We start from the raw sequence: 24,430 nt of genomic DNA on the forward strand, positions 1-24,430 counted from the left end.
AGCGTTGTTCCAGAAGGCCGCGCAGCATGGCCAGCCAGCTAAAGTGAACTACGCGGTACACCTTGATTGAACTAGTTCATGTCTTTGGCTATCCAACCCCTCAGAACAACCACAGCTGGAGTAACTCATCATGCGTCTCAAGTTTGCTGTCGCCACCGTAGCCTTGCTTTCCATCCCAATGGGTTCAGCGATGGCTGACACCTTCTGGCGTAATGTGCTGTCGTCCGGTGCAACCACCGGCTCGACTTATCTGACCTTCAAGGATCACAAACTGATCGTGGCCGCCCAGGACGACGCAGGCAGCTTCGTCGCCAGCGACGGTGGCATTCGCGGTCCGTTCCTGGAAGCGGCCATCGAGCAAGTGCGCAAAGACAATCCCGGCCTGAAAGCCACCGACATGGAACTGGCCAACGCGATCCTGGATAAAAACCTCGTCGCTGAAAACCAGTAAGCCTTGCCGGTTAGCTTCGCGCACAAAAATGCCGCTCAATGAGCGGCATTTTTTTGAGCGGCAATCGGTTATTCGCCGATGGCGCTCTTGTAACCCGCTGCATCCAGCAGCTTGGCCAGATCGCCGTTGGCGTCGCTTGGCTTGAGCTTGAAGATCCAGGCGCTGTACGGTTCGCTGTTGAGCGACTCGGGGGCATCGCCCAGCGCTGTGTTGACTTCGATGACCTCGCCCGCGACCGGCGAGTAGATATCCGAAGCGGCCTTGACCGACTCGACGACACCGGCGGTGTCAGCGGCAGCGAACACTTTGCCGATTTCCGGCAGTTCGACGAAGACCACATCGCCCAGTGCTTCCTGTGCATGGTCCGAGATGCCGACGGTCACGGTGCCGTCTGACTCCAGACGTGCCCATTCATGACTTTCGGCGAAACGCAGCTCGGCGGGAATATTGCTCATTTAGTCATCCTCAACATCGGGTCAGCGGAAAACCCGCCATAGGTTAGATCAAGGTTTTGCCATGGCGCACAAACGCAGGCTGCACCACCCGCACCGGATACCATTTGCCGCGGATTTCCACCTCGGCCCGGTCAGCGGTCGCCATCGGAACGCGAGCCAGTGCAATGGATTTGCTCAACGTAGGAGAGAAACTACCACTGGTGATCTCTCCTTCGCCAATTTCTGCGACACGTACCACCTGATGCGCCCGCAAGACACCGCGCTCTTCGAGCACCAGTCCCACGAGTTTGAAGGCAGTTCCCTCAGCCCGCTCGCTCTCCAGCGCCTTGCGACCGACAAAATCACGGTCGGCAGGCTCCCAGGCGATGCTCCAGGCCATATTCGAAGCCAAGGGCGAAACATGCTCACCGATGTCCTGGCCATACAGGTTCATGCCGGCCTCAAGACGCAGCGTGTCGCGAGCGCCCAGGCCGATCGGCGAAATACCCGCGCCGACCAATTCATTGAAAAAGCTTTGCGCCTCTTCGGCAGGCAGCATGATCTCCAGGCCATCCTCGCCGGTATAGCCGGTGCGCGCGATAAACCAGTCGCCATCATCAAGCCCTTCGAACGGCTTGAGCTGGTGAATCAGTTCGGCGCGGGCGCTTGAAACCAGCTCGGCAATACGGGCTCTGGCCTTGGGGCCTTGAATGGCGAGCATTGCCATTTCACTGCGCTCGACCAGCTGCACGTCGAAGTCGCCCAGTTGCGCCTGCATCCAGGCAAGATCCTTGACGCCGGTCGCCGCGTTGACGACCAGCCGATAACCTTCAGGCGTGAGGTAGACGATCATGTCATCGATCACCCCGCCGCTCTCGTCGAGCATGGCGCTGTACAAGGCACGACCGGGAGTTTTGAGCTTGTCTACATCATTGGCCAGCAGACGACGCAGCCAGACCCGGGCCTGACGGCCGAGCACATCGATCACGTTCATGTGCGAGACGTCGAAGACCCCACAGTCGCGGCGCACCTGATGGTGTTCCTCGACCTGCGATCCGTAATGCAACGGCATGTCCCAGCCACCAAAATCGACCATTTTCGCGCCAAGGGCGAGGTGCAGGTCGAACAGGGGGGTACGCTGTCCCATGGGTTTCTCCTTCCGGGCGTGGCGAAGGTGCGGGCAGAAGACATCGGCAAGCCCCCAATAAACCGGAGTTTGCAGCACGTAACAGCTGACCGAATTATCTGACAGACCGCACCAATTGCGGCGCATTGTAGCCGCAAGGTGAGGGCCCCGCACCTAGCCAATCTGACGGGAAGAGCGACGAATCAGCCCAATGACGGGTAATAATCCTACAAGCACCAGCGACAAAGCCGGCAATGCGGCTCGTGCCCACTCGCCCTCGCTGGTCATTTCGAAGATACGTACCGCCAGCGTATCCCAGCCAAACGGGCGCATGAGCAGGGTTGCCGGCATTTCCTTGAGCACATCGACGAACACCAGCAGCGCCGCGCTCAACGCCCCGGGCACCAGCAGCGGCAAATACACGTTGAGAAACAACTTTGGTCCGCTGACCCCCAGACTGCGCGCCGCTTCCGGCAATGAGGGGCGGATACGCGACAGGCTGTGTTCCAGCGGACCGAAGGCCACGGCGATGAAACGCACCAGATAAGCCAGCAGCAGGGCCGAGAGGCTGCCCAGCAACAAAGGCTTGCCTGCGCCGCCCAGCCAGCTGGACAGCGGAATGACCAGTTCGCGGTCCAGATAACTGAACGCCAGCATGATTGAAACGGCCAGTACCGAGCCTGGCAACGCGTAGCCCAGGTTGGCGAGGCTGACACCGGAGCGGATCGCAGGCGTGGGCGCCATACGTCGGGCAAATGCCAGAATCAGCGCCACACCGACGGTGATCAACGCCGCCATGCCACCCAGATAGAGCGTGTGCAGAATCAGACCGGTGTAGCGCTCATCCAGATCGAAGCGGCCGCGCTGCCAGACCCAGACGATCAATTGCAGCATCGGCACCACGAAAGCGCAGAGAAACACCAGCCCACACCAGAAGCTGGCGGCCAATGCCTTGATGCCGCGCAACCGGTAAAGCGCAGCGCCACGCGGACGCTCGTTGGCCGGTCGGCTTGCACCGCGGGCGCGGCGCTCGCCGTACAGCAGCACCAGCACGGCCAACAGCAGCAGACTGGCCAGTTGCGCGGCGCTGGACAGGCTGAAGAAGCCGTACCAGGTTTTGTAGATGGCGGTGGTGAAGGTGTCGAAGTTGAACACTGATACCGCACCAAAGTCGGCCAGGGTTTCCATCAGCGCCAGCGCTACCCCCGCGCCGATGGCCGGACGTGCCATTGGCAGCGCCACCCGCCAGAACGCCTGCAAGGGCGTGTTGCCGAGCACTCGCGCAGCTTCCATCAAGCCTTTGCCCTGCGCCAGAAACGCTGTGCGTGCCAACAGGTAGACGTAGGGATAGAAAACCAGCACCAGCACGATGATCACCCCACCGGTGGAACGCACCCGAGGCAGACGCAGGCCGGAGCCGAACCATTCGCGCATCAACGTCTGCACCGGGCCGGAAAAATCCAGCAGCCCGACGAACACGAACGCCAGCACGTAGGCGGGGATCGCGAAAGGCAGCATCAGCGCCCAGTCCAGCCAGCGACGGCCAGGGAATTCACACAGGCTGGTGAGCCACGCCAGGCTCACTCCCAGCAGCGTCACGCCCACGCCGACACCCAGTATCAGAATCAGCGTATTGCCCAGCAGGCGCATCATCTGGGTTTCGAGCAGGTGTGACCATATCTGCTGGTCAATGGTCTCCCACGACAGCAGCAGAACGCTCAGCGGCAGCACGACCAGCGCAGCGATGGCAAAGACCAGGGGGTACCAGCGGCGTTGCACAGGATGGGCCACGGTGTTCTCGAAATGAGGAGTGATCAGTTTCTAAGTCATACATCTATGCGGCACGGCCCACTCACGCTGGAGCGATCAGCGTAATACACAAGGCTGTTTTTGATTCTGGCCGAAGGCCGTGGGAGCGAGCTTGTTCGCGAAAGGTCAGGTATAAAAGCCGAAAGTGCATCGTCTGAAATACCGTCTTCGCGGACAAGTCCGCTCCTACGCCCTGCGGGCAGAATCCTGAAAGCCCCGTGTTCCTGGCTAGTCAGGACCTGTGCATAACGCTGAGCACTAAAGCGTGGGAGCGATAAGGCACTGGGTATTAAATCAATTCCAGCCCGCGCGATCCATCATGCGTATCGCTTCTGCCTGACGCTTGCCTGCCACCTCGACCGGGATGGTGTCGGCCTTGAACTGCCCCCAGCTCGACACTTCTTCTGAAGGCGCCACGTTCGGGTTGGCCGGGAATTCCTGATTGACGCTGGAGAAAATCTTCTGCGCCTCGGGGCCGGTCATCCATTCGACCAGCGCCTTGGCGGCTTCAGGGTGCGGAGCGTATTTGGTCAGGCCGATACCCGACAGGTTGACGTGCACACCGCGATCAGCCTGGTTCGGCCAGAACAGCTTCACCGCCAGATCCGGTTTTTCCTTGTGCAGGCGACCGTAGTAATAGGAATTGACGATGCCCACGTCGCACTGCCCGGCATTGATCGCCTCAAGCACCGCGATGTCATCGGAGAACACGTCGGTGGACAGGTTGTTGACCCAGCCCTTGAGGATTTTCTCGGATGCTTCGGCGCCGTGGGTTTCGATCAGCGTGGCGGTCAGCGACTGGTTGTAGACCTTCTTCGCCGTACGCAGGCACAGACGGCCTTCCCAGTTCTTGTCGGCCAATGCCTCGTAAGTGGTCAGCTCGGCAGGCTTCACCCGGTCGGTGGAGTAGGCGATGGTGCGCGCGCGAAGGCTCAGGCCGGTCCAGCCGTGGGTCGACGAGCGATACTGCGGCGGAATGTTGGCTTCGATCACCGGCGAGGTGAATGGCTGCAGGATACCCATCTGCTCGGCCTGCCAGAGGTTGCCCGCATCGACCGTCAGCAACAGGTCGGCGGTGGCATTCTCACCCTCGGCCCTGATGCGCTGCATCAACGGCGCTTCCTTGTCGGTGATGAATTTGATCTTCACCCCGGTACTGGCCGTGTACGCATCGAATACCGGCTTGATCAGCTCGTCGATCCGCGACGAATACACCACCACTTCATCGGCAGCCTGAGCGGTGCCGCCCAGTAAAGTCAGTGTCAGAGCAGCCAGAAGACGCTTGCTTGCCTGCATCGGGGTATCTCGCGTTCGCAAATGAGGCGAAATGGTAGTGAATCCCATTTGCTATCTCAATCGAAGCGGCAGCGGAGCCGTTACCGGATGTTTCCAGACTTGATCATCACCAGTGATCAGCACACAGCCCTGGCTCTGGAAAAGTTCGCAACCCTGCGCAGCTTGTCCACATCGAACACTTCCAACTGCTCCTCTCCCAGGCGCACGATCCTGCGCTCATGCAGGTCCTGAAGCACTTCCAGCAAGGCCGGGGCAGCAAGCGCGAGACGCTCCGCCGCCTGAATGTCATCCAGCGCAATCAGGCGCCGTGCCTGGCTCAACGGTCCATACCCCTCGCTGAGCATCAGCAGGCGCCAGGCAACCCTCGCCCGTGGCGGCAGGTGACGCATTTTCTCGGGGCTCTGCAGCGGCAACCCGACTTTCTGGCTGAGCAGTGCGGCAAACCAGCGCCAGTATTCGGGGTGCCTGTCGAGCAGCCGGGTCAGGAATGGCTGGGGGATGTGCAGAAAGATGCTCTGTTCAAGCGAGCAGACTTCGAAACGGCGCGGCAGCCCGTCAAACAGCGAGACTTCGCCAAACCAGCACGGCGCGCTCGCCGGTTCCATGTGTGTCAGCAACCGTTGCTCGTGAGCGCCGCCGATCCGCACGCTGCCCTCCAGCAGCACATAAACACCGCAGGGCAGATCGCCCTTGTCGAACAGCCGCTGGCCGGGCGTCTTGCGTCGCTGGCGGGCAGCGTCCAGCAGGCTATCCTGCAGACCGGCAGGCAGATGGGAAAACCAGTAATCGGATAGCAATCGTGACCGCCACGACACTCCATTTGTCATTTTTGCTCCCTTCTCTTTCAGCCATGCATGTTGTACAAGAAATCAGGCTCAAGCCGGCCATCGTCTCAGGCAGGAATAATAATGAAAACCCTTGTCGATCATCTCAGCCAATACGCGGCTTATCACCGTGATTCACGCAATATCGTGACGCACTTCGTGGGTATTCCACTGATCGTGCTGGCCGTAGCGGTGCTTCTCTCGCGACCGGGCTGGACTATAAGCGGGCTGTGGCTTTCACCTGCGGCGCTGCTGGCCTTGGGCTCGACGATCTTTTACCTGCGACTCGACCGCGCCCTGGGCATCGTCATGGCGGTGTTGCTGGCGCTGTGCATCTGGGCCGGGGCCAACCTTGCGCAGCAGGCAACCATGGTCTGGTTGAGTGCGGGCGTCGGGCTGTTTGTGATTGGCTGGATCATCCAGTTCATCGGCCATTACTACGAGGGGCGCAAACCGGCCTTCATCGATGACCTGACCGGGCTGATCATCGGCCCGCTGTTTGTGGTCGCCGAGCTGGCTTTTCTGATGGGCCAGCGCAAGGTTCTGCAGCACGCCATCGAAGAGCGCGTCGGCCCGGTGGGGCGTGCGACTCGCAAGGCGACGACCTAGGCGCCAAGCGCCGGGCACCGGGCACCGGGCACCGATCGTCGCCAGCGGCAACGATCGGTGCCCGCTTCTCAGCCGGCAAGCCCAGTGCTGTTCTGCAACCCGGCCAGCAACAGCCGCTGATACAACTCTTCGCGCAAGCCCTGTGGCTCGTCGAGCTGCATGCGTTGCAAGTGCACGAGGAAGGCCTCCGGGTCCGGAGCGTCGAGGGTCGCCTTGCCCAGTTCGAGGATTTCAGTGAGCTTGAGCTTGCTCTTCAACCAGTTCAAGGCTCTCAGCAGGTCGCGCTCCTCGGCGGTAAAGTCGCACCCCAGCGGGTATTCGGTGAACAGTGACGGGTAGCGTGATGCAGTGTCCTTGAGGCGCTCGGGCGTGTTGTCGGTGAAGCGCGGATCGAGACGGAAGTCCTTGGGCAGCTTGCCAGCCTTTTGTGCCTGCTCGATCAGGCCCGACTGAAACCGCGAGTCGGTGATGTTCAGAATTCGCTCGATCACCGTCGCGTCGGTCTGCCCGCGCAGATCGGCGATGCCGTATTCGGTCACGACAATGTCGCGCAAGTGTCGGGGGATGGTGGTGTGGCCGTACTGCCAGACGATGTTGGAGCTGACCTCGCCGCCCGACTCACGCCAGCTGCGCAGCATCAGAATCGAACGGGCGCCTTCCAGTGCATGGGCCTGCGCCACGAAGTTGTACTGACCGCCCACGCCACTGAGCACCCGGCCATCTTCCAGTTGATCAGCCACTGCCGCGCCCATCAGGGTGACGGTAAACGCACTGTTGATGAAGCGCGCATCGCGGCGTTGCAGACGCTTGAGTTCTTCCTGGCCGTAAAGCTCGTTGATGTAGCTGATGGCGGTCATGTTGAACTGCGCCAGACGCTCGGCGGGCAGCTCGCGCAGCCGCGCGTAGAAACTGCGCGGGCCAAGGAAAAAGCCGCCATGCACCACCACGCCACCAGGATGGGCATCCTCATCCAGCGTGCCCATATTGGCCAGCCGTTGCAGTTCTGCATCGGCATACACCTTGCGCCGCACAATGCCGGCATCGGCGAGTACCAGCAGGCCGTTGACGAACATTTCGCTGCAACCGTAAAGGCCGCTGGCGAACGGCTGAACGCCGCCTTCGCGATCGATCAGGGTCTGCCAGTTACTCATATTCAGCTCTGCCAGCAGGCCGCGCCAGGTTTCGTTATCGGCCTGGCGGGCCAGCAGCGCGCCGGTCAGTGCATCGCCCATCGAGCCGATGCCGATCTGCAACGTGCCACCGTCACGCACCAGTGTGCTGGCGTGCAGGCCGATCAGGTGGTCCTGATAGCCCACTGGCATGTTGGGAGTGGAAAACAGCGTACTGCGCTCGTCTTCGTCGATCAGCACATCGAAGGCGTCGATATCCAGCTCCGAGTCGCCCGGCATGTAAGGCAGGTCGGCGTGCACCTGGCCGAGCATCAGAATGGTTTGTCCGGCGGCCCGACGCTTGGCGATCATGGGCAGCAGGTCGAGGGTCACATCCGGGTTGCAGCTCAGGCTCAGCGTGCCTGGGCGCTGCTCGTCACGGGCCACCAGTTGCGCGACCAGATTCAGGCCGTTGGCGTTGATGTCGCGCGCGGCATGGCTGTAATTGCTGCTGACGTAGTCTTGCTGGGCTGACTGGCTGTTGAGCAAACTGCCCGGCTGCATGAAGAATTGCTGCACATGAATATTGTCAGGGAGTTTGTCGCGGCGCAGTGCAGCCAGGAAATCGAGTTCCGGATAGTCAGCGAAGACGCGCTCCAGGAACGGTTCGAGAAACCGCGCCTGCAAACCTTCCCCGGGCGTCGGCCGCCCGAGTGTCAGCGCGGTGTAGATCGTCAGCCGTCGTTCGGGCAGCTCGCTGATGCGCCGGTACAGCGCGTTGACGAACCGGTTGGGCTTGCCCAGACCCAGCGGCATGCCGAGGTGGATGTGCTCGGGTAGCTGCGCCAGAACGTGATCGACGGCATGCTCGATGGAACAGGAATACGGCATCCCAGCTCTCCTGAATTGTTATTGGGTGCAGGTTGGACCGGTGACAACGTCAAAGTGCTGCATGCTCGCCACGCAACTATCGTTCCCGCATACATAAGTCTTGTGGAAGCGAGGGTGCACCTCACTTCAGCCCGGACATGCTCTGGATGGCGTTCTTCAGTTCGTCGTTCGTGCAATCGCCGCAGGTACCTTTCGGGGGCATGATGCCGATGCCTTTGATGGTGCTGGCCAGCAGTCCATCAAGGCCGCCTTTTTGGCCGGCGCGCTGTTCCCAGGCCGCCGTGTCACCGATCTTCGGCGCGTTGAGCAGGCCGACGCTGTGACAGGCAACGCAGTGGGCGGCGATGATGTCGTCAGGGGCTCGGGCGGTATCGGCGGCTTGCACGTTGAACGCCCACAACGTCAGAACGCCTGCGATGCTCAGAATCTTCCGGGTCAGTTTCACGCGTCACTCATCGCAAGGGGGCGGGTCAGAAATTGGCCGGGGTGGCCGCACTGATCAATCGTGCCGGGACGTCGAACGGGTTACGAAAACGATGCGGCCGGGTGCTTTCGAAATAATAGCTGTCACCCGCTTCGAGCACGTAGGTATCAAGCCCGACCACCAGCTCCAGCCGTCCCTCGACAAGGATTCCGGTTTCCTCGCCTTCGTGAACGAGCATCTCTTCGCCGGTATCGGCACCCGGTGGGTAGGTTTCGGTAAGAAAGGCGATGGCGCGGCCCTGGTGCGATTTGCCGACCAGCTTCATGGTCACGGCGCCGTCCGAAATATCAATCAGCTCGCTGGCCTTGTACACCACTTGAGCCGCGTTCTCGGGCACGGTTTCTTCCGAGAAAAATTCGACCATGGACATGGGGATACCGCCGAGCACCTTGCGCAGCGAGCTGATCGAAGGGCTGACGCTGTTTTTTTCGATCATGGAGATGGTGCTGTTGGTCACACCTGCGCGCTTGGCGAGTTCACGCTGGGACAGTCCCTTGAGCTTGCGAATCGATTGCAGTCGTTCACCCACGTCCAATGCGATATTCCCCCAGTTTTTGTCAGGTCTAGTCGATATGAGCGCCATCATGGCAACAGCGTTCGATATTTACAACACTTCGACCAACACCTGACACACCAAGGCCTGGCGCACAGAGGGCGGAATCAGTCTTCGGAATAGATGCGCGGAACGCGACGCAGATTGCAGAAGATTTCATAGGGAATGGTTTCTGCACCCTGGGCGACTTCACTGGCGAGCACCTGCTTGCCCCACAGCTCGACACGGCTGCCAAGCCCGGCCTTCGGCACGTCGGTGAGGTCCACGCAGAGCATGTCCATGGACACTCGTCCGAGCAGCCTGGATGGCTGGCCGTCGATCTGCACGGGGGTGCCGGTCGGCGCGTGACGCGGATAGCCATCGGCGTACCCCATCGCCACTACCCCGATACGCGACGGCCGGTCACAGACAAATGTCGCGCCATAGCCCACAGGCTCGCCCACCGGCAGTTCACGCACGCTGATGATCTTCGATTCCAGGGTCATCACCGGTTGCAGGCGATCCGCCAGAGGGTGCACCTGTTCAAACGGCGTAGCACCGTAGAGCATGATGCCCGGGCGCGACCAGTCGCTCGGAATCTGTGGCCAGCCCAGCACCGCCGGGGAGTTTTTCAGGCTGGTTTCTGCCGCCAGCCCCTTGCGAAGGGTCTCGAATACGGCGAGCTGCTCATCACTGCAGCCGCTGTTCAGCTCATCGGCGCGAGAGAAGTGGCTCATCAGGACAATTCTGGCCACTTTGCCGGTTGCCAGCAGACGCTGATAAGCCGCCTGGTACTCATGAGGATGCAGGCCGACCCGGTGCATGCCGGTGTCGAGCTTGAGCCAGACCGTTATCGGCTTGCCCAGATGCGCCTGCTCGATGGCCTCCAGTTGCCAGGTCGCGTGTACAACGGTCCACAAGTCATGCTCGACAATCAGCGCCAGCTCATCGGCCTCGAAGAAACCTTCGAGCAGCAGGACGGGCGCACGGATACCGGCCGCACGCAGCTCCAGCGCCTCTTCGATGCAGGCCACTGCAAAACCGTCGGCCTGCGCCTCGAGTGCCTGAGCGACGCGCACCGCGCCATGACCGTAGGCATCGGCCTTGACGACGGCGAGCGCTTTGCCGCCGCTGTTTTCACGGGCCAATTGGTAGTTGTGACGCAGTGCCTGAAGATCGATAAAGGCGCGGGCTGGACGCATGATGACGTTACTTGCCTGAAAGGATGGAAAGAGGGAGGACGAACCCGACGCAGGGACGCGCCGGGTAAAAGGGTCAAGGCAGCGCGGCAACCACCGACAGTTCAACGAGGATTTCCGGCTCGCACAGTTTGGCCTCGACCGTTGCGCGTGCAGGCGCGAAACCCTTGGGCAGCCATTTGTCCCAGACGCTGTTCATGCCGGCGAAGTGGGCATCGATGTCTTTCAGGTAAATGGTGACCGACAGGATACGCGTCTTGTCGGTGCCGGCCAGGTCGAGCAGGCGCTCGATGCTGTTCAGAACCTCTCGGGTCTGCTGCTCGACACCCGCGGTCATGTCATTGCCGACCTGGCCCGACAAATAGACGGTGCCATTGTGGACAACGACCTGACTCATGCGCTCATTGGTGAGCTGGCGCTGGATTGACATGCTGTGCATTCTCCTGAGTGTTGCCGTAACGAGAGATATCAAGGCCTTCAGCACTGATACGGGGTGTCTTGCGGGCAATGAGGTCTGCCAGCAAGCGACCGGAACCACACGCCATCGTCCAGCCCAGAGTGCCATGGCCGGTATTGAGGAACAGGTTGCGGAACGGTGTTGCACCCACAATCGGTGTGCCGTCGGGAGTGGTCGGACGCAACCCGGTCCAGAAATCGGCCTGGGTCAGGTCGCCGCCCTGAGGATAGAGGTCACCGACGATCATCTCCAGTGTTTCGCGTCGACGTGGATTGAGCGACAGGTCAAAACCGGCGATTTCCGCCATGCCGCCGACGCGGATCCGGTTGTCGAAACGGGTGATCGCGACTTTATAGGTTTCATCGAGAATGGTCGAAGTCGGTGCCATGTCCGGGTTGGTGATCGGCACGGTCAGCGAATAGCCTTTCAGCGGATAGACCGGTGCCTTGATGCCCAGCGGCTTGAGCAGCTGCGGCGAGTAACTGCCCAGCGCCAGCACGTAACGATCGGCGGTTTCGAGCTTGCCGTCGATCCACACGCCATTGATGCGGTCACCAGCGTGATCGAGGCGTTCGATGTTCTGCCCGTAGCGGAACTCGACACCCAGCGCGACGGCCATTTCTGCCAGGCGCGTGGTGAACAGCTGACAGTCACCCGTCTGGTCGTTGGGCAGGCGCAATGCGCCGCTGAGGATGCCGGTCACACCGGCCAGCGCTGGCTCGACGCGGGCGATGCCTTCGCGATCCAGCAGTTCGTAGGGCACACCGGACTGCTCGAGCACGGCGATGTCCTTGGCGGCGTTATCCAGTTGGGCCTGGGTACGGAACAACTGCGTGGTGCCCAGGCTGCGCCCTTCGTAGGCAATACCGGTCTCAAGGCGCAGTTCGTCCAGACAATCGCGGCTGTATTCGGACAGGCGTACCATGCGTTCTTTGTTGACGGCATAGCGGCTGGCCGTGCAGTTGCGCAGCATTTGCGCCATCCACAGGTACTGATCGATATCCGCCGTCGCCTTGATCGCCAATGGCGCATGACGCTGCAGCAGCCATTTGAGCGCTTTGAGCGGAACACCCGGCGCAGCCCATGGCGAGGCATAGCCCGGAGAAACCTGGCCGGCATTGGCAAAACTGGTTTCCATGGCGGCAGCAGGCTGACGGTCAACGACAGTCACCTGGAAACCGGCACGCGCCAGATAATAAGCACTGGTTGTACCGATGACGCCACTACCAAGGACCAGAACGCGCATGTCGATGACCTCATCGCGGATATCCGCTGATAATTCGAAGTTTTAAGCAAGGATGTGCGCAGTATATTGAGCAATGGGCAGTGCTTCTCACTGTATAACGATCTATATTCAGTTTTTATTCGCGCCGATAAACGCTTTGCTAGAGGGGAAATGTCCCGTGCGGACTCAACACCAGTCAAATCGTGAGCTGGACAAGATCGACCGCAATATTCTGCGCATCCTGCAGGCCGACGGGCGCATCTCGTTCACCGAGCTTGGCGAGCGGGTCGGCCTGTCTACCACGCCCTGTACAGAACGGGTGCGCAGGCTGGAGCGCGAGGGGATCATCATGGGCTACACCGCCCGACTGAACCCGCAAAGCCTCAAGGCCAGCCTGCTGGTTTTCGTCGAGATCAGTCTGGACTACAAGTCCGGCGACACCTTCGAGGAATTCCGCCGCGCCGTGTTGAAGCTTCCCCATGTGTTGGAGTGCCATCTGGTGTCCGGCGACTTCGACTATCTGGTCAAGGCGCGGATTTCCGAAATGGCGTCCTACCGTAAACTGCTGGGCGATATCCTGCTCAAACTGCCGCATGTGCGTGAGTCCAAGAGCTACATCGTCATGGAGGAAGTCAAAGAAAGCCTGAATCTGCCGATTGCCGACTGATTACTTGCTACACGAGCACCTGGCGGGTCGAGGCCATATATTCGTGAATCTGCTTTTCGACGCGGGGATGGATCAGTTCGACCGGGCGACGTCCATTCGGGCATGGCAGGCTTGCGGTGGTGCCGAACAGGCGGCAGATCAGCGGACGCTCGTCATACACGGTGCAGCCTTGCGGACCCAGGTGTACGCAATTGAGTTCGTCCAGCGCAGCTTCCTGCTCGGCGGCCGTCTTGCGCGGCAGACGCGACATTTCTTCTGGCGACGTGGTCACCGGCCCACAGCAGTCGTGGCAGCCAGGCACACACTCGAACGAGGGAATCTGGCGACGCAGATCGGCTATTTTCTGACGGTTGCAGCTCATTGACTCGACCACTCATGCACAAGGCCGAGAGTTTGCCTCAGTTGGCAGGCTCATGACAGCGGCTTATCCTCCCGACACGCCATCCGCCACCAACAGGACACGCTCATGAACGCCCGCGTTCAGCACCCGACTCGTCACGATCAGCACGCTGCTTCCTACTACGCCGCCAGCAGCCATCCGCAAGCGGATCATCCTGCGCTGCACGGTGAGGTGAAGGTGGATGTGTGCGTGGTAGGCGGTGGTTTCTCCGGCCTCAATACCGCCATCGAACTGGCCGAGCGCGGGTTCAGCGTTGCGCTGCTCGAAGCGCGCAAGATCGGTTGGGGGGCCAGCGGGCGCAATGGCGGCCAGTTGATTCGCGGGGTCGGTCATGGTGTCGAACAGTTCGCCAATGTGATCGGCAGCGAAGGCGTGCGGCAGCTCAAGCTGCTGGGCATCGAGGCCGTCGAGATCGTGCGTCAGCGCATCGAACAGCACGCTATCGATTGCGACCTGAAGTGGGGTTATTGCGATCTGGCCAACAAACCACGCGACCTGCACAGCCTTGCCGAAGACGCAGAGGAATTGCGCAGCCTGGGTTATCGCCATGCACTGCAGTTGCTGCAACCTGAAGAGATGCACAGCGTGGTGGGCTCCTCGCGCTATGTCGGCGGCCTGATCGACATGGGCTCGGGGCATTTGCATCCTTTGAACCTTGCCCTGGGCGAAGCTGCTGTTGCGCAGTCGCTCGGCGTTCAGCTGTTTGAGCATTCAGCAGTGACGAGCATCGACTATGGCCCGCAAATCAGGGTGCATACGGCTGCCGGCTCGGTGCAGGCGCAGACCCTGGTGCTGGGTTGCAACGCCTACCTCAACGACTTGAATCCGGAAATCAGCGGCAAGGTGTTGCCTGCCGGCAGCTACATCATCGCGACCGAGCCATTGAGCGAAGCGCAGGCCCGTGAAGTGTTGCCGCAGGACATGGCGGTCTGTGATCAGCGGGTGACGGTGGATTATTACAGGCTGTCTGCCGACCGCCGCTTGCTGTTCGGCGGTGCCTGCCATTACTCGGGTCGTGACCCTAAGGACATCGCCGCGTACATGCGACCGAAAATGCTGGAGGTGTTTCCGCAATTGGCCACCGTGAAGATCGATTACCAGTGGGGCGGGATGATCGGCATTGGTGCCAATCGCCTTCCGCAAATTGGCCGGCTCAAGCAGCACCCCAATGTGTTTTATGCTCAGGCCTACTCGGGCCACGGCCTGAATGCCACGCATCTGGCGGGCCGACTGCTGGCCGAAGCCATCGCCGGGCAACACAGCGATGGCTTCGAGTTGTTCGCCAAAGTGCCGCACATGACCTTTCCCGGCGGCAAGCACTTGCGCTCGCCCCTGCTGGCATTGGGCATGCTCTGGCACCGCCTCAAAGAGCTGCGCTAGAGGCTCAAGGCCGCCAGAACGGCTTCATGGCCTCGACCCGCGCCTGGCGGAAATCCAGGCCGATGTCGCGCAGCTGATCGTCAGTCAGTGTCAGCAAGGTACGGCGCGACGCCCAGCGATGGCGATACAGTGCCCAGCGACCCATGCCTGCCAACAGATCGGTCTTGTTCGAGCGGACGGTTCTAAGCGTCGCGGGCCGATACTCATTCAATTCCTGGCTGTGAAGCGCAACGCGTACATCGCTGAACCCGTTCATGTCCTGTCCCCTCATCCTGGGTGGGTGTGGATTCATGATGAAGCGAACGGCAAAACCAATACAGATTCAAAAGTCTTTTATATTTTCCATACAGATGATTCAAAAACACTACTGAATGCTATATTTCCGGCCAATCTGTATTGCTTTGACGCACTAAAATTCCTGAGAGTACGCCATGACGCTCTACGTCAACCTCGCCGAACTGCTCGGCTCGCGAATCGAAAACGGCTTCTATCGTCCCGGCGACCGCCTGCCCTCGGTACGCGCGTTGAGCGTCGAACATGGCGTCAGCCTGAGTACCGTGCAGCAGGCGTATCGGGTGCTGGAAGACAATGGCCTGGCCGCGCCGAAACCCAAGTCCGGCTATTTCGTCTCGGTCAGCCGAAAAGCACCTGCGCTGCCAGCGGTAGGCAGGCCGGTGCAGCGGCCTGTGGATATCTCTCAATGGGATCAGGTGCTGGACCTGATTCGCGTGGCACCCCTTGAAGCCGTCACGCAGCTGGGGCGCGGCATGCCCGATGTCACCAGCCCGACCCTGAAACCGTTGATGCGCGCGCTGAGTCAGTTGAGTCGTCATCAGGACATGCCGGGGCTGTATTACGACAACATCTATGGCGTGCGCAGGCTGCGCGAACAGATTGCCAGGCTGATGCTCGACTCGGGCTGCAACCTGACCGCCAATGACCTGATCATCACCAATGGCTGTCATGAAGCCCTGTCAGCCAGTGTCCGGGCCATCTGCTCGCCGGGGGACATCGTGGCGGTGGACTCGCCAAGCTTCTTCGGCGCCATGCAGACCCTCAAGGGCGTGGGCATGAAAGCCATGGAAATCCCCACCGACCCATTGACCGGCATCAGCCTCGAAGCGCTGGAACTGGCGCTGGAGCAATGGCCGATCAAGGTCATTCAACTGACACCCAACTGCAACAACCCACTGGGCTACGTCATGCCCGAAGCGCGCAAGCGGGCACTGCTGACCCTGGCGCAGCGCTTCGACGTGGCGATCATCGAGGATGATGTGTATGGCGACCTGGCCTACAACTACCCTCGCCCGCGCACCATCAAATCCTTCGACGAGGACGGTCGCGTGCTGTTGTGCAGTTCGTTTTCCAAGACACTGGCACCGGGGCTGCGAATCGGCTGGGTAGCGCCGGGCCGTTATCTGGAGCAGGTGCTGCACATGAAATACATCGGCACCGGCTCGACCGCCCCGCAACCTCAATTAGCCATCGCCGATTTCATCGAAGGCGGCCATTACGAGCCTCATGTGCGGCGCATGCGTACCCAATACCAGCGCAGTCGCGACCAGATGATCGACTGGGTGATGCGCTATTTTCCCGAGGGCACCCGCGCCAGCCGGCCGCAAGGCGGTTTCATGCTGTGGGTGGAACTGTCCGAAGGCTTCGACACCCTGCGCCTGAACCGCGCCCTGCTGGGCAAGGGTGTACAGATCGCCGTGGGCAGTATCTTTTCGGCCTCGGGCAAGTACCGTAACTGCATGCGCATGAACTTCGCGACCAAATCCAGCCGCGAAATCGAGAGCGCCGTGCGTATCGTGGGCGAGACAATTGCACTGCTGAATGCGCAAACTGACTGATGCGGGCAAATCTTTCCCGGTTTTGCGGGTCATATCGCCAAGTCGAGCCATGTCCAGACGCGGAAGATCAATTTGAATAATTCATGGGCCTTGCCCTTTTGCTTGCTGGTGGCGTTGTGCGTCAGCGGTTGCGCGCATCAACAGGTCGCCAGCGAGCCAAGCCAGGCCATGCCGTCTTCAGGCTCTGCGTTCGGCCGCTCGATCCAGGCCATGGCCATGCCGCACGAAGGGCGTTCTGGCTTTCGCCTGCTGCCGGACAGCAGTGACGCCTTCAAGGCTCGTGCCGAACTGATCCGCAACGCCAAGAGCAGCCTTGATCTGCAGTATTACATCGTCCACGACGGCCTGAGCACACGCGCGCTGATCGACGAACTGCTCAAGGCGGCAGACCGTGGCGTTCGTGTGCGCATCCTGCTGGACGACACCACCAGCGATGGCCTGGATCAGGCCATCGCTACCCTCGCCGCTCACCCGAACATTCAGATTCGCCTGTTCAATCCGCAAAACCTGGGGCGCGAAACCGGCATCACCCGCAGCCTCGGGCGCTTGATGAACCTGTCGCGCCAGCACCGGCGCATGCACAACAAGCTATGGCTGGCCGACAGCAGCGTGGCCATCGTCGGCGGGCGCAACCTGGGCGATGAATACTTCGATGCCGAGCCGAACCTGAACTTCACCGATATCGACATGCTCAGCGTGGGGCCGGTGGCCGAGCAGCTCGGCCACAGCTTCGACCAGTACTGGAACAGCACGCTCAGCAAGCCTATCGATGAGTTCATGTATTTCCTGCCCGACGGCGAGGATCTGGCCGAGGCCCGGCGCAAGCTGGACGACTCGCTGGAGCAGGCGCACCAGCAGCACAAGGCGCTGTATGAGCGACTGATGGCCTACAAGACTCAGCCGCGCATGAAGACCTGGCTCAACGAGCTGGTCTGGGCGTACAACCAGGCGCTGTGGGACGCACCCACCAAGGTACTGGCGCAGGGCGAGCCTGATCCGCACCTGCTGCTGACCACGCAACTGGCGCCTGAACTGCTGAACACTCGCAAGGAACTGATGCTGATCTCGGCCTACTTTGTACCGGGCCAGGAAGGCTTGCTGTACCTGACCGGTCGTGCCGATGCCGGCGTCAACGTCAGTCTGCTGACCAACTCCCTGGAAGCCACCGACGTGCCTGCCGTGCATGGCGGCTATGCGCCGTACCGCAAGGCGCTGCTGGAGCATGGCGTGAAACTGTTCGAGCTGCGCCGACAGCCTGGCGATACCGAGACGATGCGCGGCGGCGGTCCGCACCTGTTCAAGAAAAGCCATTCTCTGGCCAGTTCCGAATCAAGCCTGCACAGCAAGGCGATGATCTTTGATCGACAGAAAGTCTTTGTCGGCTCATTCAACTTCGACCCGCGCTCTGTGCTGTGGAATACCGAAGTGGGCGTACTGGTCGACAGTCCGCAACTGGCCGAACAACTGCGCGAACTGACCTTGCAGGGCATGGCCCCGTCGCTCACCTACGAAGCGCGGCTGGAGGACGGCAAAGTGGTGTGGGTAACCGAAGACAACGGCCAGATCCACACTCTGCATACCGAACCGGGCGACTGGTGGCGGCGTTTCAATGCGTGGATGAGCCGCGCCATCGGCCTGGAAAGAATGCTTTAAGCGGGCGCAGCCTGCGCATCCCCGAACGCGCCGCGTCGCCGGATCAGTATCAACAGGCCAAGCGCACCTGCAGCCATCATCAGCGGCAGGGCTTCACCGCTGACCCACTGGCTGCCCGCGCCGGCTATCAAAGGGCCGAGCAGGCAGCCGATGCCCCACAGTTGAGCAACATGCGCGTTGGCGCGGACCAGTGAATCATCGCGATAGCGTTCGCCGATCAGAATCAGCGACAGGGTGAACAGCCCGCCGGCACTGGCCCCGAAGACGGTCCACAGCGGCCAGATCAGAATGGTGTCGATCAGCAGCGGCACCAGCAGGCTGGACGCCAGCAGCAAAGCGGCGCAGCCGGTAAACATCGCACGACGTGAAATGCGGTCGGCGAGCATGCCGATCGGCAGTTGCAGCAGCGCATCACCGACCACCACCACGCTGACCATGAGCAGAGCGATTTCAGGAGTGAAGCCGTGGCGTATGCAGTACAGCGGCAACAGGGTGAGGATCAGCGCTTCGAACGCGGCAAACAGGGCGACCGCCCAGGCGATGGCAGGCATGCCGCGACAGAAGCCGGACAGATCGGCAAACGTCACGTTGCAAGATTCGGTCGACGGCGCGCCGGTACGCCCCAGCAGCAGAAACGGTGAGCCGACCAGCAGCACTACGCCAATCCAGAAACCATAGTCGGCCTGGGTGCCGATCACGCCCAGCAGCAGCGGACCCGCGAGTTGGCTCAATGCGTAGGTGCTGCCATACAGCGCCACCAGACGCCCGCGCAAGCGCTCGATGACCAACTGATTGATCCAGCTTTCACCCAGCACGAAGACGATGGTCAGAATCACCCCGAGGGTCAGGCGCAGGACCAGCCATATCCAGTAATACGGCAGCAGCGCCAGCGCGCCGACTGAAACTGCCCCGGCCCACAGGCACAGGCGCATCAGATTAGCTGTACCAAAGCGCGCCGCCAGGCGACTGGCAAGCGCCGCGCCGAGCAGCACGCCCACCGCAGGCATCGCCGCCATGATGCCAATGGCAAACGAGCCGTAGCCCCAGCCCGCCAGCCGCAATGAAACCAGCGGCATGCTGACGCCCATTGCCAGACCGACGCCCAGCACAGACGCCAGCACAGCAAAATAAGTACCCCAACGCATTTCCACGCTCCTGCCCGGCGCTGCGCTACGCGCTCATCGCCTTGTACAAATCCTGTGTGGAGCGATGATCAATCTTGAGATGACCATCGTGCCAATGCTCCGCGTTGGCATGCATCCCGTGACGCTCAGCGTCACAGATTCGTGCCGTTGCGCACATGCAAGCCAGGACGCGGAGCGTCCAGAACTACACTCCCACGCAGAGCGTGGGAGCGATGATCTTGATACCCCATCGTGCCAATGCTCCGGGGGCAGAGCCTGGGAGCAACACGCAAATGACTACAGCTTGATCCAGGTCGACTTCAGCTCGGTGTATTTATCGAACGCATGCAGCGACTTGTCACGACCGTTGCCCGACTGTTTGAAGCCGCCGAACGGTGCGGTCATGTCGCCGCCGTCGTACTGGTTGACCCATACGCTGCCTGCGCGCAAAGCCTTGGCGGTCAGGTGTGCCTTGGAGATGTTCGCGGTCCATACGGCAGCAGCCAGACCATACTGCGTGTCGTTGGCGATCTGGATCGCCTCTTCGGCGCTGTCGAACGTCAGTACCGAAAGCACCGGGCCGAAGATTTCTTCCTGAGCGATTTTCATCGCGTTATTCACACCATCAAAAATGGTCGGTTCCACGTAGGTGCCGCCAGTCTCCTGCAGGATGCGCTTGCCACCCGCAACCAGCTTGGCGCCGTCGGTGTGGCCCGCTTCGATATAGGACAACACGGTGTTCATCTGCTGGGTATCGACCAGCGCACCCACGGTGGTCGCAGGGTCCAGCGGGTTACCGGGCTTCCAGGCGCTGAGTGCCTCGATCACCATCGGCAGGAAGCGATCCTTGATCGAGCGCTCGACCAGCAGGCGCGAACCGGCGGTGCAGACTTCGCCCTGGTTGAAGGCAATCGCGCTGGCGGCTGCGCTGGCGGCGGCCTGCAAATCAGGCGCGTCGGCAAAGACGATGTTCGGGCTCTTGCCGCCGGCTTCCAGCCAGACGCGCTTCATGTTCGATTCGCCCGCGTAGATCATCAGTTGCTTGGCGATTTTGGTCGAGCCGGTGAACACCACGGTGTCCACGTCCATATGCAGGGCAAGCGCCTTGCCGACGGTGTGGCCATAGCCAGGCAGCACATTGAGCACGCCCGCAGGAATGCCGGCCTCAATGGCCAGTTGTGCAATGCGAATGGCCGTCAGCGGAGATTTTTCCGATGGCTTGAGGATGACCGAGTTGCCGGTGGACAGCGCAGGGCCCAGTTTCCAGCAGGCCATCATCAGCGGAAAATTCCACGGTACGATGGCGGCCACGACACCTACTGGCTCGCGTGTCACCAGGCCCAGTTGGTCATGAGGCGTTGCCGCGACTTCGTCATACAGCTTGTCGATGGCCTCGCCGCTCCAGCTCAGGGCTCTGGCGGCCCCGGGGATGTCGACACCGAACGAGTCGCCAATCGGCTTGCCCATGTCCAGAGTCTCAAGCAGCGCAAGCTCTTCGGCATTGTGCTTGAGCAGCTCGGCGAAACGGATCATCGTTTCCTTGCGTTTGGCCGGAGCCAGTCGCGACCAGGCACCGGAGTTGAAGGCACTGCGTGCACTGTCGACCGCGCGTTGCGCGTCAGCGGTGTCGCAGCTGGCAACCTTGGCAAGCATCCGGCCATCGACCGGGCTGATGCAGTCAAACGTCTCGCCGGAGGAGGCTGCGGTGTATTCGCCTTGAATGAAGGCACGGCCTTCGATCTTCAAATTCCGGGCGCGTTGCTCCCAGTCAGCACGAGTCAGGGTGGTCATTTGCATGTCCTCCTCTTGTTGAATGTGGGTGTGTCATGGTTGATTAAAGACACAATATGAAATTTTTCAGGACGGCCGTTACCCTAAACCAGCGGCCCGACAAAACCAATATATTTGACATAAATAGCCGCTACGGTGCCTTTATGTTGATTTTATTAAACAGCCTCGCACGCGCGCCAAGGCACTAACGCACTGCACGCACGTCAAACCTTCAACGCATTCAGGACAAGGGGGCCCATCATGAGCATCGAAAGCATCGTCGACTTCAGTGAAGCCAGCACCGCTGCGGAGCACTATCGCCCTGCACCGGAAAAGATCTTCAAGGGCGACCCGGCACAAACCCTCTACAACCACTACAACAGCCCCTGCGGACAGATGAGTGCGGGCGTCTGGAATGGCGAGCCTGGGCAGTGGCAGGTGAATTATTCAGAGCATGAGTATTGCGAGATTGTGCAGGGTGTCTCAGTCCTGCGCGACGAGCAGGGCAACGCGAAAACCCTGCGCGCAGGCGACCGATTCGTGATTCCGGCAGGCTTCAAGGGCACCTGGGAGGTGCTGGAAACATGCCGCAAGATTTATGTGGTGTTCGAAGCGGCTGCAGATAAATAAGTAACGCCCTGGCAGCTACGCCAGGGACGCAGGCACAAAAAAACCCGCCAAGGCGGGTTTTTTTGTAGCCGACAGAATCAATTACTTGATTTTGCCTTCTTTGTAGATCACGTGCTTGCGTACAACCGGATCGAATTTTTTGATTTCGATTTTATCCGGGGTAGTACGTTTGTTCTTGTCGGTGGTGTAGAAATGGCCTGTACCAGCGCTCGACACCAAACGGATCAATTCACGCATGATTTTCTCCCTTAAATTTTGCCGTCGCGACGCAGTTCAGCGAGCACAACTTCAATGCCACGCTTGTCGATGATACGCATGCCTTTAGCAGATACGCGCAGACGAACAAAACGCTTCTCGCCTTCAACCCAGAAGCGGTGATGCTGCAGGTTTGGCAGGAAACGACGACGGGTTTTGTTGTTTGCGTGGGAAATGTTATTCCCAGTCACCGGACCCTTACCGGTAACTTGACATACTCTCGACATGCCTCAGCCCTCTAAAACCACATGCCCAACCCGGCATGGGTTGGCCGCTTAATCTCTCAGTCATTTGGCGCCAGGCGCCGCGTTTCTTTAAGGGTCTTACCGGCTACACCTACAGTGAAGGAACCGGGCCCCTAGAAAAGAGCGCTGCTTTATACCAGAAAGCCTTTGGCACAACAACAGGCAAAGCACTTTGCCCCGAATGATCGCGCCTCGCGCAGCGGTATGCTCAAGCACAGCGGGGGCACAGGCAAATCGACCGCTCGTCGCGCCGTGACGATTGTTCTGCGCCAGTACATGGTCTAGGGTTAGTCCCTCACCAGACTGCGCCGGCAGATGGGGCCCTTTCTGAACAGGAAATAACGCCATGCGCCTAGCTGCACTCCCTTTTTTGCTCGTTCCACTCCTGCTTCCCGTCGCTGCCCAGGCATCGAACCTTGTGGTCTGCACCGAAGCCAGCCCCGAGGGCTTCGACGTTGTACAGTACAACTCGCTGACCACCACCAACGCATCGGCCGACGTGCTGATGAACCGCCTTGTGGACTTCGATGCCAAGAGCGGCAAGCTGATGCCGAGCCTGGCGGAAAGCTGGACTGTCTCCGAAGACGGACTGACTTACAACTTCAAGCTGCGCCCCGGAGTGAAATTTCACACCACCGACTATTTCAAGCCGACGCGCGAGCTGAGCGCGGATGACGTGCTGTTCAGCTTCCAGCGCATGCTCGACCCGCAGAACCCGTGGCACAAGATCGCCCAGAGCGGTTTCCCGCATGCGCAGTCCATGCAGTTGCCCGCCTTGATAAAGAGCATCGAAGCGCCTGATGCACACACCGTGCGCTTCACGCTCAACCACGCGGACTCGACCTTCCTGGCCACGCTGAGCATGGGTTTCGCCTCGATCTATTCAGCCGAATATACCGCGCAGCTATTGAAGGCGGGCACGCCGGAAAAACTCAACAGCCAGCCGATCGGCACCGGGCCGTTCGTGTTCAAGCGCTTCCAGAAAGATGCCGCGGTGCGCTATGAGGCGTTCGACGATTACTTCGCCGGCAAATCCGACATCGACACACTGGTGTATGCCATCACTCCGGACGCCAATGTGCGCCTGCAGAAAATCCGTCAGGACGAATGCCAGATAGCGCTCTCGCCCAAACCCTTGGATATTCAGGCAGCCAGCAAGGACGACTCGCTCAAGGTCGAGAAGACTGAAGCGTTCATGACCGCGTTTGTCGCGATCAACAGCCAGCACCCGCCGTTCGACAAGCCGGAAGTTCGCCAGGCCATCAACCTGGCGTTCGACAAGGACAATTACCTGAAAGCCGTGTTCGAAGGCACCGCTGAAAAGGCCAATGGTCCTTACCCGCCCAACACCTGGAGCTACGCCAAGGATCTGCCTGGCTATCAGCACGATGTTGCCAAGGCCAAGGCGCTGCTGGCCAAGGCCGGTGTGAAAGAGGGCTTAAAGACCACCATCTGGACGCGACCTTCCGGGAGCCTGCTGAACCCGAACCCGAGCCTGGGCGCTCAATTGCTGCAGGCTGACTTGAAACAGATCGGCATCAATGCCGAGATCAAGATCATTGAATGGGGTGAGCTGATTCGCCGCGCCAAGGCTGGCGAGCATGACCTGCTGTTCATGGGCTGGGCGGGCGACAATGGCGACCCGGATAACTTCCTGACCCCGCAGTTCTCGTGTGCAGCTGTGCAATCGGGCACCAACTTCGCCCGCTATTGCGACAAGACACTGGACAAGCTGATCGCAGACGGTAAATCAGTCAGTGACCAGGCCAAGCGCAGCAAGCTGTATCACCAGGCCCAGCAGCAAATTCAGCAGCAGGCACTGTGGCTCCCCCTCGCCCACCCGACGGCTGCAGCCCTGGTGCGCAAGGACGTCACCGGTTACCAGGTCAGCCCGTTCGGCAGGCAGGATTTCTACAAGGTGCAGGTCAAGTAAGTCGCCAGACTGACCTCGACCTTTCTGTATGACGTCGCGCCAATGCCCTGCATTGGCACGGCTCACCTGAAGAC

25 protein-coding genes are annotated in these 24,430 nt (G+C 60.4%); 8 read left to right on the top strand and 17 right to left on the bottom strand.

Annotated elements, in window-relative coordinates:
* Window positions 1-130: 130 nt before the first annotated feature.
* Window positions 131-451 carry a DUF2388 domain-containing protein gene (locus JOE33_RS12770; protein ID WP_002551535.1) on the top strand — a complete coding sequence of 107 codons (321 nt, stop codon included), beginning with the start codon at window positions 131-133 and terminating at the stop codon, window positions 449-451.
* Window positions 452-519: 68 nt separating this feature from the next.
* Here the strand turns inward: JOE33_RS12770 and gcvH are convergent, their stop codons facing one another.
* The 5 genes from gcvH to JOE33_RS12795 form a co-directional block, all read right to left on the bottom strand.
* The gene (gene gcvH / locus JOE33_RS12775) at window positions 520-906 is read right to left on the bottom strand and encodes a glycine cleavage system protein GcvH (protein ID WP_010426839.1); all 387 of its coding nucleotides are present in this window, start codon (window positions 904-906) and stop codon (window positions 520-522) included.
* A gap of 43 nt (window positions 907-949) precedes the next feature.
* Window positions 950-2,032 carry a glycine cleavage system aminomethyltransferase GcvT gene (gene gcvT, locus JOE33_RS12780; RefSeq protein WP_010426840.1) on the bottom strand — a complete coding sequence of 361 codons (1,083 nt, stop codon included), beginning with the start codon at window positions 2,030-2,032 and terminating at the stop codon, window positions 950-952.
* Window positions 2,033-2,185: 153 nt separating this feature from the next.
* Complete coding sequence (locus tag JOE33_RS12785) at window positions 2,186-3,802, bottom strand: iron ABC transporter permease (protein ID WP_187624980.1); 1,617 nt, start codon at window positions 3,800-3,802, stop codon at window positions 2,186-2,188.
* Window positions 3,803-4,114: 312 nt separating this feature from the next.
* Window positions 4,115-5,116 (bottom strand): extracellular solute-binding protein, encoded by a 1,002-nt coding sequence (locus JOE33_RS12790; protein WP_054992817.1) that lies wholly within the window; start codon window positions 5,114-5,116, stop codon window positions 4,115-4,117.
* Between the two features lie 116 nt (window positions 5,117-5,232).
* On the bottom strand, window positions 5,233-5,943 hold the full coding sequence (locus tag JOE33_RS12795) for a Crp/Fnr family transcriptional regulator (RefSeq protein WP_096139901.1): 711 nt from the start codon (window positions 5,941-5,943) through the stop codon (window positions 5,233-5,235).
* Window positions 5,944-6,024: 81 nt separating this feature from the next.
* On the opposite strand from JOE33_RS12795, the gene JOE33_RS12800 reads away from it, so the two are divergent.
* Window positions 6,025-6,549 (top strand): Mpo1-like protein, encoded by a 525-nt coding sequence (locus JOE33_RS12800; RefSeq protein ID WP_032614126.1) that lies wholly within the window; start codon window positions 6,025-6,027, stop codon window positions 6,547-6,549.
* Window positions 6,550-6,617: 68 nt separating this feature from the next.
* On the opposite strand, the gene JOE33_RS12805 is transcribed toward JOE33_RS12800, so the two are convergent.
* The 6 genes from JOE33_RS12805 to dadA all read right to left on the bottom strand — a co-directional run bounded on the left by JOE33_RS12805 (window position 6,618) and on the right by dadA (window position 12,467).
* A complete protein-coding gene (locus tag JOE33_RS12805; RefSeq protein ID WP_032614128.1) occupies window positions 6,618-8,549 on the bottom strand; it encodes an acetyl-CoA hydrolase/transferase C-terminal domain-containing protein in 1,932 nt (643 codons plus the stop codon).
* 121 nt (window positions 8,550-8,670) lie between these two features.
* A complete protein-coding gene (locus JOE33_RS12810) occupies window positions 8,671-8,994 on the bottom strand; it encodes a c-type cytochrome (RefSeq protein ID WP_054992814.1) in 324 nt (107 codons plus the stop codon).
* Between the two features lie 25 nt (window positions 8,995-9,019).
* Complete coding sequence (locus tag JOE33_RS12815; protein ID WP_010426847.1) at window positions 9,020-9,568, bottom strand: cupin domain-containing protein; 549 nt, start codon at window positions 9,566-9,568, stop codon at window positions 9,020-9,022.
* A gap of 125 nt (window positions 9,569-9,693) precedes the next feature.
* Entirely contained in the window at window positions 9,694-10,767 is a 1,074-nt protein-coding gene (alr, locus tag JOE33_RS12820) for an alanine racemase (protein WP_187624979.1), read from the bottom strand.
* A 73-nt stretch (window positions 10,768-10,840) separates the two neighbouring features.
* Entirely contained in the window at window positions 10,841-11,194 is a 354-nt protein-coding gene (locus tag JOE33_RS12825) for a RidA family protein (protein ID WP_003314012.1), read from the bottom strand.
* Window positions 11,166-12,467 (bottom strand): D-amino acid dehydrogenase, encoded by a 1,302-nt coding sequence (dadA, locus tag JOE33_RS12830; RefSeq protein WP_003367454.1) that lies wholly within the window; start codon window positions 12,465-12,467, stop codon window positions 11,166-11,168. Before dadA ends, JOE33_RS12825 begins: the two co-directional genes overlap by 29 nt.
* A gap of 157 nt (window positions 12,468-12,624) precedes the next feature.
* On the opposite strand from dadA, the gene JOE33_RS12835 reads away from it, so the two are divergent.
* Window positions 12,625-13,113, top strand: a complete 489-nt coding sequence (locus JOE33_RS12835) for an Lrp/AsnC ligand binding domain-containing protein (protein WP_010426849.1) — start codon at window positions 12,625-12,627, stop codon at window positions 13,111-13,113.
* Window positions 13,114-13,120: 7 nt separating this feature from the next.
* Here the strand turns inward: JOE33_RS12835 and JOE33_RS12840 are convergent, their stop codons facing one another.
* Window positions 13,121-13,474 carry a YkgJ family cysteine cluster protein gene (locus tag JOE33_RS12840; RefSeq protein WP_003403950.1) on the bottom strand — a complete coding sequence of 118 codons (354 nt, stop codon included), beginning with the start codon at window positions 13,472-13,474 and terminating at the stop codon, window positions 13,121-13,123.
* Between the two features lie 105 nt (window positions 13,475-13,579).
* Here JOE33_RS12840 and JOE33_RS12845 point away from each other — a divergent pair, with 105 nt between their 5' ends.
* Entirely contained in the window at window positions 13,580-14,893 is a 1,314-nt protein-coding gene (locus JOE33_RS12845) for an FAD-binding oxidoreductase (protein WP_187624978.1), read from the top strand.
* A 4-nt stretch (window positions 14,894-14,897) separates the two neighbouring features.
* Here JOE33_RS12845 and JOE33_RS12850 read toward each other — a convergent pair whose 3' ends face one another.
* On the bottom strand, window positions 14,898-15,149 hold the full coding sequence (locus JOE33_RS12850; RefSeq protein ID WP_187624977.1) for a DUF1127 domain-containing protein: 252 nt from the start codon (window positions 15,147-15,149) through the stop codon (window positions 14,898-14,900).
* A gap of 175 nt (window positions 15,150-15,324) precedes the next feature.
* On the opposite strand from JOE33_RS12850, the gene JOE33_RS12855 reads away from it, so the two are divergent.
* Window positions 15,325-16,746 (top strand): PLP-dependent aminotransferase family protein, encoded by a 1,422-nt coding sequence (locus tag JOE33_RS12855; protein ID WP_054992811.1) that lies wholly within the window; start codon window positions 15,325-15,327, stop codon window positions 16,744-16,746.
* Between the two features lie 72 nt (window positions 16,747-16,818).
* Window positions 16,819-18,399 (top strand): phospholipase D family protein, encoded by a 1,581-nt coding sequence (locus JOE33_RS12860; RefSeq protein ID WP_074594872.1) that lies wholly within the window; start codon window positions 16,819-16,821, stop codon window positions 18,397-18,399.
* Here JOE33_RS12860 and JOE33_RS12865 read toward each other — a convergent pair.
* Window positions 18,396-19,544 (bottom strand): MFS transporter, encoded by a 1,149-nt coding sequence (locus JOE33_RS12865; RefSeq protein WP_054992810.1) that lies wholly within the window; start codon window positions 19,542-19,544, stop codon window positions 18,396-18,398. The two genes, JOE33_RS12860 and JOE33_RS12865, sit on opposite strands and share 4 nt — an antisense overlap.
* Window positions 19,545-19,820: 276 nt before the next feature.
* On the bottom strand, window positions 19,821-21,314 hold the full coding sequence (locus tag JOE33_RS12870) for an aldehyde dehydrogenase (RefSeq protein ID WP_010426856.1): 1,494 nt from the start codon (window positions 21,312-21,314) through the stop codon (window positions 19,821-19,823).
* Between the two features lie 240 nt (window positions 21,315-21,554).
* Between JOE33_RS12870 and JOE33_RS12875 the strand changes: the two genes are divergently transcribed.
* Window positions 21,555-21,923: a cupin domain-containing protein gene (locus JOE33_RS12875; protein ID WP_054992809.1), complete on the top strand. Its 369-nt coding sequence runs from the start codon at window positions 21,555-21,557 to the stop codon at window positions 21,921-21,923.
* An 81-nt stretch (window positions 21,924-22,004) separates the two neighbouring features.
* On the opposite strand, the gene rpmG is transcribed toward JOE33_RS12875, so the two are convergent.
* Together rpmG and rpmB are read right to left on the bottom strand one after the other, a co-directional pair.
* On the bottom strand, window positions 22,005-22,160 hold the full coding sequence (gene rpmG, locus JOE33_RS12880; RefSeq protein WP_002551515.1) for a 50S ribosomal protein L33: 156 nt from the start codon (window positions 22,158-22,160) through the stop codon (window positions 22,005-22,007).
* Between the two features lie 11 nt (window positions 22,161-22,171).
* The gene (gene rpmB, locus JOE33_RS12885) at window positions 22,172-22,405 is read right to left on the bottom strand and encodes a 50S ribosomal protein L28 (protein WP_002551514.1); all 234 of its coding nucleotides are present in this window, start codon (window positions 22,403-22,405) and stop codon (window positions 22,172-22,174) included.
* A 364-nt stretch (window positions 22,406-22,769) separates the two neighbouring features.
* Between rpmB and JOE33_RS12890 the strand changes: the two genes are divergently transcribed.
* Window positions 22,770-24,356: an ABC transporter substrate-binding protein gene (locus tag JOE33_RS12890; RefSeq protein WP_187624976.1), complete on the top strand. Its 1,587-nt coding sequence runs from the start codon at window positions 22,770-22,772 to the stop codon at window positions 24,354-24,356.
* Window positions 24,357-24,430: the final 74 nt, after the last annotated feature.

The organism is Pseudomonas sp. PvP027 (assembly GCF_017833005.1).
GTDB lineage: Bacteria > Pseudomonadota > Gammaproteobacteria > Pseudomonadales > Pseudomonadaceae > Aquipseudomonas > Aquipseudomonas congelans.